The sequence below is a fragment of the Bacillus sp. 37MA genome (assembly GCF_000372765.1).
Lineage (GTDB): Bacteria > Bacillota > Bacilli > Bacillales > Domibacillaceae > Domibacillus > Domibacillus aminovorans.
Map to the genome: position 1 here is coordinate 1,203,245 of NZ_KB889752.1, position 11,673 is coordinate 1,214,917.

Here is an 11,673-nt window from a genome sequence, read left to right on the forward strand (position 1 = left end):
AAAGAGAATCCTTTCTTTAGGCGTCTTTTTATGCATGCTTAAGGGGGGTGAGAGCAGCTCAAATTGGTCTATTTCTATGACTGATCTTAGTAAATACCAGGGGGATTCATATGGAGTTAATTGGAACAATAGTAGTTTATATTATCATGGCTTGTGCACTGGCCGGGGTGATTGCAGCCATCCGTAATGCAGATCAAGGTCTTGGAAAGGAGTTTATGGATGGCCTTCATACCATCGGTCATATCTTTGTACCGGCTGCCGGGATTATGGCATCTATCCCTTATTTAACATGGTTTATTGATACGTTGATTGGTCCGTTGTTTCATCAATTAGGCGCGGATCCGGCGATTGCGGCTACGGCCATTCTTGCCTCAGATATGGGAGGCTATCAGCTGGCCAATGCATTGAAAGAATCTTATGAAGGATGGATTATGGCGTTGATTGTCGGTTACATGGCGGGTGCCACGATTGTTTTCTCAATTCCGATGGGTCTTGCGATGCTAGATAAACGGGATCATAAATATATGGCACTTGGCATTATGTCCGGCGTATTAACGATTCCAATCGGGGCGTTTATTTCTAGTGTACTCGTTGTCTTATTCAATACGAAAGTTCGTCAGGAAATTAGTACAACGACTGAGTCTACACATGAGTTTGTCCTAGCTTACGGACAAATTTTTATTAACCTGCTGCCACTTCTCATTTTTGTCCTTGTCATTGCTGCCGGGCTGAAATTTTTCCCATCTCTCATGATCAACGGATTTATGTTATTTGGTCGAATTATGGATGTGGGAATTAAACTTGTCCTTGTCTTTTCAATTATTGAAATTTTCACAGGTCTTTTTTCTACTATTTTTGGTTCGTGGGGATTCCATCCGATTATGGCGGACGAAGAAGATCAATTTCGGGCACTTGAAACAGCCGGCTATATCGGCATTATGCTTGCCGGTGCATTTCCAATGATATATTTGCTTCGGAAGTATGCATCAGCGCCGCTTGAAGCAGGCGGACGCAAATTGGGCTTGTCTTCTGTCGGAAGCGCAGGACTGCTTGCCACAATCGCCAATATTTTGGCCATGTTCCAGCTTGTTCGACACATGCCTCCAAAAGATAAAGTTATTAACATTTCCTTTGCCGTGTGTGCAGCTTTCTTATTAGGCGATCATCTATCCTTTACGGCCAACTTTCAGCCGAATTTAATTTTACCGGTGATTTTGGGTAAATTCTCAGCTGGGATATGTGCCATCGGTCTTGCATATTGGCTCTCCGTTCCAACGGCTTTAAAGTTGGAGGAAAAGGACCGAGCAGAAGGCATCATTCGAAAAGGCGAATATTTAGAAGAAAACGAATCAGAAGAAAACGAATCAAAAGAAAAACTAGTTTAAAAATAAGCTCAAGCTTGATTTGTAGTTGAAAGGAGCAGGAAAATGTCCGAAGAGAAAAAGCGATTTATACAGGAATTTGTTCCCGGCAAACAGCTGACATTAAGTCATGTAATTGCCAATCCGGATCCTGATATGTTTCAAAAGCTAGGCATTCAGCAGGCGGGGGCACTCGGAATATTAACACTGACACCGAGTGAAACGGTGATTATCGCAGGGGATCTTGCGACGAAAGCGGCGAACGTCTCTATTGGCTTTCTCGATCGTTTCACAGGCAGTCTCGTCATCGTAGGAAGTGTGTCAGAAGTGGAAATGGCGATGCAGGAAATTAATCGATTCTTATCAGAGAAACTTGGCTATACGCCAGCCCCGATAACGAAATCATAAGGAAGTGGAGCTTATGCAGAACAGGGCCATGCTGATCGGTTCCGTAGGAGCAGGGAAATCCACGTTGACAAACGCTCTTCTTGGAAAAAGTGTTCCAGCGATCAAAACACAGTCTCTTCTTTACTATGATTGGATTGTGGATACACCGGGTGAATATACAGAAAACCCTATGTTTTACAAAAGTATTATGGCCACTTCTTTAGAAGTGACGCACGTTTTATATTTGCAAGATGCCACTCGAAATAAGATCATTTTCCCGCCTAATTTTAGTTCAGGTATTTCAAAGTTGCCAATTGGCATCGTCACTAAATCAGATCATCCAGATGCGAAACTTGTGGAAGCGCTGGACATGTTAAAGAGGACGATTGTCTGCGGACCTATTGTTGTGACCTCTGCCTTGACAGGGAAAGGTTTAACGCACATTAAAGAGCTGGTATCGTTATCAACGATCGATAAAATGAAAGCGTATGCAATTAAGCAAGATGATGGTCACGTCATCTTTTATGATAGCCTTTACAAATAAGAGACTATTTGATATATTTACCCTATGAAAAGTAAATAATTTCGGCAAAGGCGCCTTTACGACTCGACGATTCTAATCGTTGAGTTTGTGAAGGTGTCTTTTTTTATTGGGAAAAGAGGTGTTCGAATGGCCGGATTTCAGCCGAAAAAAGAAGCGATCATCAGCGCCGGAATAGATATTGGCACGAGTACAACCAAAATTATTATCAGCCGTTTTTCATTAATGAACGTGGCCGGCAGTACGCACGTGCCCCGAATTGAAATTGTAGACAAAGAGATTTTGTATAAAAGTCCGATTTTCCGCACGCCACTTCAGGATGCAACGACAATCGATATTAAGGGAGTAGAGCTGATTATTCGTTCTCAGTATGAAGATGCAGGCATTCAATCATCAGACATTGAAACAGGCGCTGTTATTATCACTGGGGAAACAGCGACCAAACAAAATGCACGTGAAATCGTTCATTATTTGTCGAGAGAAGTTGGGGATTTCTTGGTGGCAGCGGCCGGTCCAGACTTAGAAGGAATCATTGCAGCGAAAGGGTCAGGTACTTATGATTATGCGCTGAAAACAGGGCGTGTGACCGCCAACATTGATATTGGCGGGGGCACAGCTAACATTGCGGTGTATAAAAGAGATAAGCTTCTCGGAACATGCACCATGCACATTGGCGGACGGCTGATCGAATTTAAAGATTCAACTGTGATGTCCATTTCACCTCCGATTGAACAGCTGTTAAAACAAGAAAATAAAAGTTTGCGGTTAGGAGATACGAACCGCCATCCCGATATCAAATTCATAGCAGACTTTATGGCTGATTCGATCACCCGTGTTTTAGCAAAAGAGGTAAAAGCAGAAGACGAAGTCCTGCTATTGGGCCATAAACCGAATTGGAACGAACCTGTAGAAGCGATTATGTTTTCCGGCGGAATTTCTGAGTGTATGTATGAACAGGAAATAACGCGGCCATCGGATATTTCATACAACGACATTGGCAAGCAACTGGCCGCATCACTTCAATCAAACCGCCGCCTTACTGAATGGGATTGGATTGAGCCGGAGGAAACCGTTCGTGCTACTGTACTTGGAGCCGGCACGCAGACGACCGAAATAAGCGGTGCGACTATTCAAGTCGCTCCGGATGAACTGCCAGTAAAAAATGTACCCGTTTACAAATATTCGTTTCACGGCCATTTAGAAAAGGGATTGGCAGCGCTTGGGCAATCAATAAAAGAAGCTATTAATATTTATGATTCGTTTCAAGAAGGGCAAAATTTCGTTTTATATTTAGCGGACTTACCTTATATGGGCTTTAAAGATATTCAGAAGCTGGCAAGAGCCATTTTGCAGGTGATGGCGCTTCGGCATGATCCCGAGCAGCCTATTTTGCTTGTAATGCAGATGGATTATGCAAAAGTGCTCGGCCAGACGCTGCTTGCAATGAACGCAAGACAAAGTGTCATTTGTATCGATCAAATCAATGTCGATCATGGCGATTATATGGACATTGGCCGGGCACTGCAGTCAGAAGTTGTGCCGGTTATCGTCAAAACATTAACATTCCACTCGTCGTGAAGGAGGCTTGAGTGATTTGAAGTTAAAAACAACTTTAGGCAGTGAAGTATATTCGTTCACCGAATTAAAAGAAGTATTTGCAAAAGCGAACGAAGAAAAGTCTGGCGATCGGCTTGCCGGTATAGCCGCGAAGACAGTGCAGGAGCGTATTGCAGCGAAAATGGTTTTGAGCGACATCACACTTGCAGACATTCGCAGCAATCCGTTTTTGACAGCGGATGAGGATGAAGTATCCGCTGTCATCGAAGGCGATGTAAATGAAACGATATATAGAAACATGAAAAACTGGAGCGTAGCTGAACTCCGTGAGTATATTTTGAGCAATGAAACAGGTGACCGTGAATTGAAGCGCATCAGCAAAGGATTAAATAGCGAAATGATTGCAGCTGTCACAAAGCTGATGTCTAATCTTGATTTAGTGCACGCCGCGAATAAAATGGAGGTTTTGACGACGTGTAATATTACAATCGGCCATAAAGGAACACTGTCATCGCGTCTGCAGCCGAACCATCCAACAGACAATGTGGATGGAATGATTGCCTCGCTGAAAGATGGGCTATCGTATGGTATCGGAGACGCGCTCATCGGGATCAACCCGGTAGATGATTCTGTTGAAAGTGTAAAACGTCTGCTGCATGCAACGCATGACTTTATGAACGATTGGAACATCCCGACACAGAACTGCGTACTCGCACATGTTACGACTCAGATGAAGGCTATTCAACAAGGGGCTCCTGCCGATATGATATTTCAAAGCATTGCAGGCACGGAAGCGGCCAACCGCTCATTTGGTATTTCAGCCGAACTCATTGCAGAAGCAAATGAGCTGGCGAAAAAACAAGGAACGGGCTCCGGTCCTCAGCATATGTACTTTGAGACAGGTCAGGGATCCGAACTGTCGGCAGAAGCTCATTTTGGTATTGACCAAGTGACACTCGAATCACGAAACTATGGTTTTGCCCGTCATTATGATCCGTACATTGTGAATACTGTTGTCGGATTTATTGGACCGGAGTATTTATACAACAGCAAGCAAGTAATTCGAGCAGGTCTTGAAGATCATTTTATGGGCAAGCTGCACGGCATTCCAATGGGCGTCGATATTTGCTACACGAACCATATTAAAGCGGATCAAAATGATATTGAAGATTTGGGTGTTTTGCTTACAGCAGCCGGTGTAAACTTTATCATCGCAACGCCAATGGGCGATGATTGTATGTTGAATTATCAGTCTATGAGTTATCACGATGTGGCTACATTAAATCAAACATTTGGCAAAACGCCTGCACCTGTTTTCCTGGAGTGGCTTGAAAAAATGGGTATTTATGAAAACGGACGACTTGGGCGCAATGCAGGAAACGCTGCTCTATTTTCTTAAAGGGGGTGAACGAAGTGAATGAGCAACTAATTCAAACCATTACAAAGCTGGTCGTGGAAAAACTAAAATCAAACGAAGTATCTCAGCCGTCTGCCGGCACAGCGGATGTACAGATTAAGCTTCATAGCAAACAGGCAACCGGTGCGTTAACAGAGCTGCCACCCCCTGAAAATCCAAATGGCAAGGTGACATTTCATCAAACGACTTCCGCAAAGCCGGAGAAGAAAAGTACTGTTCATCCCCAGCCTGCAGAAAAGACCATTTCGAAGCAGGAAGAATTTATCGAAGAGTTGAAGAAAAAAACACCGTCACGTATTGGCGTAGGGCGGGCAGGATCCAGGCCGAAGACGAACACGTGGCTTCAGTTCCGCCTGGATCATGCAGCAGCAGTCGACGCGGTTTACGGTGAAGTGCCTGATAATATCTTACATCAGCTCGACTTATTCCAAGTGCAAACCAGAGTCAAAGACAAGGAAGAGTACATTCGCCGTCCAGACCTCGGCCGCAAACTTTCAGATGAAGCGAAAGAATTAATTAAAAAACGCTGTGCCTTTTCACCAAGTGTCCAAATTGTCACATCTAATGGATTGAGCGCTAAGGCGATCGAAGAAAACCTTGAAGATGTGTACCTATCACTCGTACAGTCGCTCGGAAACTTAGGAATTGAAACAGGGACCCCCTTTTATGTCGACAAAGGCCGTGTGGCTCTTATGGATGAAATCGGTGATGTGCTGCAGCCGGATGTCGTCGTTATGTTAATCGGTGAAAGGCCGGGACTTGTCTCCGCGGAATCATTAAGTGCTTACTTATGTTACAAACCCCGTATCGGCACGATTGAAGCAGACCGCATGGTTGTCTCCAATATTCATAAAGGCGGCATTCCTCCGGTGGAAGCGGGGGCCTATTTAGGAACACTGATTCAAAAGATTTTAAAATACGAAGCGAGCGGCGTTTCACTCGTGAAAAAAGAAGGATAGAGAGGTGACTGAAATGACTTCACAAAAAATCTTTGCAGAGCTACTGGCTATGAAAGTTATTCCAAACGTTGATGCGGGATTAGCAGAAAAATTGAAGTTGAAGCCGTATCAACGGAGTATCGGTCTCTTTACCTCCACTATCGATGATGTAGGTTATACAGCAGCAGATGAAGCTACTAAAAAAGCAGATGTAGAGGTCGTGTATGCGAAAAGCTTTTATGCAGGAGCTGAGCACGCATCGGGTCCGCTTTCCGGAGAGTTTATGGCCATTTTGGCTGGACCAACATCGGAAGAAGTGAAAAGTGCTCTCGATGCGATTCAGATCAAAGTAGAAAGTGATGCTTATTTCGAAATGATTAGCGGAGATCCAAATCATGCGTTTTACGCGCATACGGTTTCACGAACCGGCAGCTTTTTATCCAAGATGGCAGGTATTCCAGAGGGGGAAGCACTTGCTTACTTAATTGCACCGCCTTTAGAAGCGACCGTCGGATTGGATGCTGCCTTAAAAGCTGCAGATGTAAAATTGTGTGAATGGTTCGCGCCACCATCAGAAACAAACTTCAGTGGCGGGTTGTTAACTGGCAGTCAATCTTCCTGCCAGGCGGCAGCAGACGCATTCCGACAGACAATTTTAATTCTGACGGCGAACCCGAAAAGCTACTAGGGAAGGAGTATCACATATGGTAACAACAATGGATTCAGATTTACTCGCAATTCAAGAGATGCGCACTGCTGTGAAGGCCGCGAAAGATGCCCAGCAAAAATATATGTCCTACTCACAGGAACAGGTGGATCGCATTGTAAAGGCTGTGGCGGATGCTGCTTATGAAAAGTCGGCTGAACTTGGTCGAATGGCAGTAGAAGAAACAGGAATGGGCGTAGCTGAACATAAAAAGATTAAAAATGAAGTTGGCTCAAAAGCCGTATATGAAAGCATTAAGGATTTAAAAACCGTCGGGATTATCAAAGAAGACAAAGCGAACAAGGTGGCCGAAATCGCTGCACCATTTGGGGTGATCGCTGCTATTATTCCAACAACCAATCCGACATCAACCGCTTTTTTCAAAACATTAATTTCATTAAAAACGCGTAACGCGGTTGTTGTCAGCCCGCATCCATATGCTGTGAAATGTACGGCCGAATCATTAAAGGTTTGCGAAGAGGCAGCGGTTGCTGCAGGAGCGCCAAACGGGCTTGTTCAATGCCTAACGATGTCTTCCATGGAAGCGACGCAAAAATTGATGACGCATCCGGATGTAAACTTAATTCTCGCCACTGGCGGCGGTGCACTTGTTAGAGCCGCGTATAGCTCCGGAAAACCCGCTTATGGGGTTGGCCCGGGCAATGTACCTGTCTATATTGAACGAACTGCTAAAATCGAAAAAGCCGTTGAAAATATCGTCAACAGCAAATCGTTTGATTACGGGACAATCTGTGCGACTGAACAGGCTATTGTTGTCGATCATAATGTGAAAGAGATGGTGCTTCGTGAGTTGAAGAAAAATGGAGCATATATCTTAGACTTGGAAGAAAAGAAAAAGATGGAAAAAGCAATATCACCGGTTCCGGGTAAGGTTAATCCGAAAATTGTCGGGAAAAGCCCGCAAACGATTGCTAAATTGGCCGGTATTACTATTCCCGATGGCATACGCATTATCGTCGGAGAAGAGACAGAAGTTGGTAAACATATTCCATTCTCGATGGAAAAATTATCACCTGTTTTTGCGATGTATACTGCGAGTAACCGCACTCATGCGAAAGAGCTTTGTCTCTCATTATTGTCTCTCGGCGGCCGTGGTCACAGTTTATCTCTTCACACTGAAAACGATGAAGTTGCCCGGGAATTTGCGGTGGACATGCCCGTCTCTCGTATTTTAGTTAACACGATGTCATCAGTCGGTGCAGTCGGCGGAACAACGGGTTTGCTGCCATCTATGACACTCGGTTGCGGCACGTTTGGCGGTAATATTACGTCTGACAATGTTTCCGCCAAGCATTTAATGAACATTAAACGAATGGCGTATGGTATTAAAGAAATCGAACTCCCTAAAAATGTAGAAACAGTTCCACCTGTCCAAAAAAGTGAAACCGAACAAATCGTTCAGGAAATGCTCAAATCTATGAATTCGGCTGATAAGGTGGATCCAGAAACCGTGAGCAATCTTGTCAATCAAATTATAAAACAATTACAAAATAACTAATAAAATCTGGAGGTAATGAAAATGAATAGAGAAGGTACAGCATTAGGAATGGTAGAAACAAAAGGGTTGATCGGGTCAATCGAAGCAGCAGATGCGATGGTAAAAGCGGCAAGTGTAAACTTAGTTGGCAAAGTACACGTCGGTGGTGGAATTGTGACCGTACTTGTGCGTGGTGATGTTGGGGCAGTAAAAGCGGCAACTGATGCTGGAGCGGCTGCAGCGCAGCGCGTAGGCGAATTACTGTCTGTCCATGTCATTCCAAGACCACACAACGAGCTTGAAATGATTTTACCGAAAGAGCTAAGCTAACACAACTAACAGAAGATTTAATAAGACAAGAAAACGATCAGGCACCTCTTAACAAATGACAGGGAACAAGCAGTTTGACAGAAAGGCGGGAAACAGATGAATAGGGAAATGATTGCGCGCATCGTAGCGGAAGTTATGGGTCAGCTTGGTGAAAAAGTATCAGCAGAAGCCCTTTACGATACGATTCCAGTAGCTGTTTCTGCGCGTCATGTCCACTTATCGCCGGAACATGTGGAAGTACTTTTCGGTACAGGATATGAATTAACGAAGAAAAGTGATTTATCGCAGCCGGGTCAATTTGCAGCGAATGAAACAGTCGTTATTGCCGGACCAAAGGGAAGTCTTGAGCGTGTTCGTGTACTCGGTCCTTCCCGGCAATTGACACAGGCTGAAGTCAGCTGGACAGACGCAATGAAATTGGGTGTAAAACCACCACTTCGGGAATCTGGGAATATTCAAGACTCAGCCCCTGTTACATTAATTGGACCATCCGGAAGTCTGTCTCTTTCGGAAGGATTAATAATCGCTCAGGCGCATATCCATATGTCTCCAACGGATGCGGACCAGTTTCAAGTGAAAAATGGCGAATACGTCAAAGTGAAAATACATGGCGAACGACCAATCTTGCTGGATAAAGTATTAATCCGTGTATCAGACCGCTATAACCTTGAAATGCATATTGATACAGATGAAGCAAATGCCGGGTTTGTTAAGACAGGCGGAACCGGAGAATTGATTAGGGAAACAAAATCGGTTCCCCATACGCCTTCTTCTGTAGTGGTTACGTCACAAAAGGTAGCGCCTGTGCGCCAAGTACATGAGTTTAAACAAAAACTACTCTCACGTGAACACATTCAGTCGATTGAAGAACTGGAAATCGTTATCGGCAAAGGAACCATTGTGACACCACTTGCAAAAGATACAGCAAAAGAACTTGGGAAAACGATTACATTTATTAAATAGAAAATCAGGTGATGTCATCGTGCGAATAGGAAGAGTGATAGGAAATGTATGGGCAACAAGAAAAGAAGAGGGCTTGCAGGGACTAAAACTTCTAATTGTGCAGCCGATTCATGTCGACGGAAAACCTGTAAACAGCTCCATAGTGGCGGCGGACCGGATTGGCGCAGGCATTGGTGATAATGTTCTAGTGACAAGTGGCGGATCATCCCGGTTTATTATGCGGGACAATCCGATTCCAATTGATGCGGTTATAATTGGAATTATTGATTCCCTGGAAATAGAAAGAGGTGAATAATATGGGTCAGGCAATTGGAATGATTGAGACAAGAGGATTGATCGGTTCGATTGAAGCGGCCGATGCGATGATGAAAGCCTCTAATGTACGGCTAGTTAAGCAGGAAAATATCGACGGTGGTTTAATAACCGTTATTGTTGAAGGGGATGTCGGGGCTGTTCAAGCGGCTGTTGATGCTGGCAAAGAAGCCGTGAAACGGGTTGGTGTCCTTGTTGGGGCACACGTAATTCCACGTCCAGACCAATCGGTTCATGATATGATGATACCGTCAGAACCAGAACCTGTTCTTGAAAAAGAATTACCCGCAAAACGAGAGCCTCAGACAGGTACGCAGGCAGACAAAAAATCGGATAATGCGTAAACGTAAACAGTCCGTTATTCTCAGCTGAAAAGCGTGAAAGGAGGAATTGGTTTTGGCTTTTCGAAGAAACAAAATTGCGGTTATTGGAGCTGGTTATACTGGTGCAACCGTAGCATTGATGACAGCACAAAAAGAATTAGGTGATGTCGTGCTACTTGATATCCCTGACCAGGAGAACGCAGCAAAAGGGAAAGCACTCGATCTGCTGGAAACCGGCCCTGTTCAGCGATTTAATGCGAAGATTACCGGTACGTCCAATTATGAAGATATTGCGGGTGCGGACCTTGTTATTATTACAGCAGGTGTCGCAAGAAAACCGGGTATGAGCCGGGACGACCTCGTTACGACGAATGCAAAAGTGATGAAGCATGTAGCCGAGCAAGTAAAAATACACGCGCCGGAAAGCTATATTCTAGTTCTTAGCAATCCAGTCGATGCGATGACCTATGTTTGTTATAAAACGACGGGTTTCCCGAAAAATAGAATTATCGGCCAATCAGGCGTTCTCGATACGGCTCGTTTTAACACATTTGTCGCAGAAGAACTGAACATCTCAGTAGAAGATATCTCCGGTTTTGTTCTTGGCGGACATGGTGATGATATGGTTCCGCTCGTTCGCTACTCGTATGTAGGTGGCATCCCAATCGAGAAAATTATTTCAAAAGAGCGTCTTGATGCAATCGTTGAGCGTACGCGAAAAGGCGGCGGTGAAATCGTAGCTTTGCTAGGCAATGGCAGCGCTTATTACGCCCCCGCTGCAGCGCTTGTTCAAATGGCGGAAGCCATTGTCTGTGATAAAAAACGCATTTTGCCATCCATCGCTTATTTAGAAGGCGAGTACGGTTACAATGATTTATATTTAGGTGTTCCGACCGTTATCGGCGGTGACGGCATTGAGAGTATTATTGAATTGCCATTAACACCAGATGAAAAAAGAGCGCTTGATCAATCGGTTCAATCCGTCCGAAGCGTGATGAGTATCCTATAAAAAAACGGTCCAAACACAAATTAGGAGATTAAAAGTGATCCATACACTTTAATCTCCTTGTTTTTGTTTCTAAAGAATTATTTGTTTGCTATTGAAGACATAGTTTCATATTCGGATTTTTTTACAACACTCGTGTTTGAACGTTCCTCTTTTTCTTTTTTTTGAATGGATTGGTTAAGTAAGCCTTGAATCCCCAACATAAAGGCTAGTTCCACTTTCGGGCTAAGTCTTCCTCCTGATTCAATAAGATCGTTTAATTCATCTAACTTGTCCAACATAATATCACTAATAAATTGAAGATCTTCTTTCAAACACATCAGCTCTCCTTTAT

Annotated in this window: 14 protein-coding genes; 13 read left to right on the forward strand and 1 reads right to left on the reverse strand. The window is 44.1% G+C overall.

Annotation, left to right across the window (positions count from 1 at the left end; genetic code table 11):
- Window positions 1-110 precede the first annotated feature (110 nt).
- The 13 genes from eutH (at window position 111) to mdh (ending at window position 11,342) form a co-directional block, all read left to right on the forward strand.
- Window positions 111-1,385: an ethanolamine utilization protein EutH gene (eutH, locus tag A3M5_RS0106800; protein ID WP_018393013.1), complete on the forward strand. Its 1,275-nt coding sequence runs from the start codon at window positions 111-113 to the stop codon at window positions 1,383-1,385.
- Window positions 1,386-1,427: 42 nt separating this feature from the next.
- Window positions 1,428-1,769 carry an ethanolamine utilization microcompartment protein EutS gene (gene eutS, locus A3M5_RS0106805; protein ID WP_018393014.1) on the forward strand — a complete coding sequence of 114 codons (342 nt, stop codon included), beginning with the start codon at window positions 1,428-1,430 and terminating at the stop codon, window positions 1,767-1,769.
- 13 nt (window positions 1,770-1,782) lie between these two features.
- Entirely contained in the window at window positions 1,783-2,292 is a 510-nt protein-coding gene (locus A3M5_RS0106810; protein ID WP_018393015.1) for a EutP/PduV family microcompartment system protein, read from the forward strand.
- Between the two features lie 126 nt (window positions 2,293-2,418).
- Complete coding sequence (locus tag A3M5_RS0106815) at window positions 2,419-3,867, forward strand: ethanolamine ammonia-lyase reactivating factor EutA (RefSeq protein WP_018393016.1); 1,449 nt, start codon at window positions 2,419-2,421, stop codon at window positions 3,865-3,867.
- A 16-nt stretch (window positions 3,868-3,883) separates the two neighbouring features.
- Window positions 3,884-5,245, forward strand: a complete 1,362-nt coding sequence (locus tag A3M5_RS0106820; RefSeq protein WP_018393017.1) for an ethanolamine ammonia-lyase subunit EutB — start codon at window positions 3,884-3,886, stop codon at window positions 5,243-5,245.
- A gap of 14 nt (window positions 5,246-5,259) precedes the next feature.
- Window positions 5,260-6,222, forward strand: coding sequence for an ethanolamine ammonia-lyase subunit EutC (eutC, locus tag A3M5_RS0106825; protein WP_018393018.1), 963 nt, complete (start codon window positions 5,260-5,262; stop codon window positions 6,220-6,222).
- 13 nt (window positions 6,223-6,235) lie between these two features.
- A complete protein-coding gene (gene eutL, locus A3M5_RS0106830) occupies window positions 6,236-6,889 on the forward strand; it encodes an ethanolamine utilization microcompartment protein EutL (RefSeq protein ID WP_026221613.1) in 654 nt (217 codons plus the stop codon).
- 16 nt (window positions 6,890-6,905) lie between these two features.
- Entirely contained in the window at window positions 6,906-8,426 is a 1,521-nt protein-coding gene (locus tag A3M5_RS0106835; protein WP_018393020.1) for an acetaldehyde dehydrogenase (acetylating), read from the forward strand.
- A gap of 21 nt (window positions 8,427-8,447) precedes the next feature.
- Window positions 8,448-8,735: a BMC domain-containing protein gene (locus tag A3M5_RS0106840; RefSeq protein WP_018393021.1), complete on the forward strand. Its 288-nt coding sequence runs from the start codon at window positions 8,448-8,450 to the stop codon at window positions 8,733-8,735.
- A 96-nt stretch (window positions 8,736-8,831) separates the two neighbouring features.
- A complete protein-coding gene (gene pduL / locus A3M5_RS0106845; RefSeq protein WP_018393022.1) occupies window positions 8,832-9,698 on the forward strand; it encodes a phosphate propanoyltransferase in 867 nt (288 codons plus the stop codon).
- Between the two features lie 19 nt (window positions 9,699-9,717).
- The gene (locus tag A3M5_RS0106850; protein WP_018393023.1) at window positions 9,718-9,993 is read left to right on the forward strand and encodes a EutN/CcmL family microcompartment protein; all 276 of its coding nucleotides are present in this window, start codon (window positions 9,718-9,720) and stop codon (window positions 9,991-9,993) included.
- A gap of 1 nt (window position 9,994) precedes the next feature.
- Window positions 9,995-10,354, forward strand: a complete 360-nt coding sequence (locus A3M5_RS22445) for a BMC domain-containing protein (protein ID WP_018393024.1) — start codon at window positions 9,995-9,997, stop codon at window positions 10,352-10,354.
- Window positions 10,355-10,406: 52 nt separating this feature from the next.
- Window positions 10,407-11,342 (forward strand): malate dehydrogenase, encoded by a 936-nt coding sequence (mdh, locus tag A3M5_RS0106860; RefSeq protein WP_018393025.1) that lies wholly within the window; start codon window positions 10,407-10,409, stop codon window positions 11,340-11,342.
- A 77-nt stretch (window positions 11,343-11,419) separates the two neighbouring features.
- Here mdh and A3M5_RS0106865 read toward each other — a convergent pair whose 3' ends face one another.
- The gene (locus A3M5_RS0106865) at window positions 11,420-11,653 is read right to left on the reverse strand and encodes a hypothetical protein (RefSeq protein ID WP_018393026.1); all 234 of its coding nucleotides are present in this window, start codon (window positions 11,651-11,653) and stop codon (window positions 11,420-11,422) included.
- Window positions 11,654-11,673: the final 20 nt, after the last annotated feature.

Bases quoted from the DNA above. Each gene is read 5' to 3' on its own strand.
- A3M5_RS22445 (WP_018393024.1), top strand. From the start codon at position 9,995: ATGGGTCAGGCAATTGGAATGATTGAGACAAGAGGATTGATCGGTTCG.
- eutH (WP_018393013.1), top strand. From the start codon at position 111: ATGGAGTTAATTGGAACAATAGTAGTTTATATTATCATGGCTTGTGCA.
- A3M5_RS0106835 (WP_018393020.1), top strand. From the start codon at position 6,906: ATGGTAACAACAATGGATTCAGATTTACTCGCAATTCAAGAGATGCGC.
- A3M5_RS0106815 (WP_018393016.1), top strand. From the start codon at position 2,419: ATGGCCGGATTTCAGCCGAAAAAAGAAGCGATCATCAGCGCCGGAATA.
- A3M5_RS0106810 (WP_018393015.1), top strand. From the start codon at position 1,783: ATGCAGAACAGGGCCATGCTGATCGGTTCCGTAGGAGCAGGGAAATCC.
- eutL (WP_026221613.1), top strand. From the start codon at position 6,236: ATGACTTCACAAAAAATCTTTGCAGAGCTACTGGCTATGAAAGTTATT.
- eutS (WP_018393014.1), top strand. From the start codon at position 1,428: ATGTCCGAAGAGAAAAAGCGATTTATACAGGAATTTGTTCCCGGCAAA.
- pduL (WP_018393022.1), top strand. From the start codon at position 8,832: ATGAATAGGGAAATGATTGCGCGCATCGTAGCGGAAGTTATGGGTCAG.
- A3M5_RS0106840 (WP_018393021.1), top strand. From the start codon at position 8,448: ATGAATAGAGAAGGTACAGCATTAGGAATGGTAGAAACAAAAGGGTTG.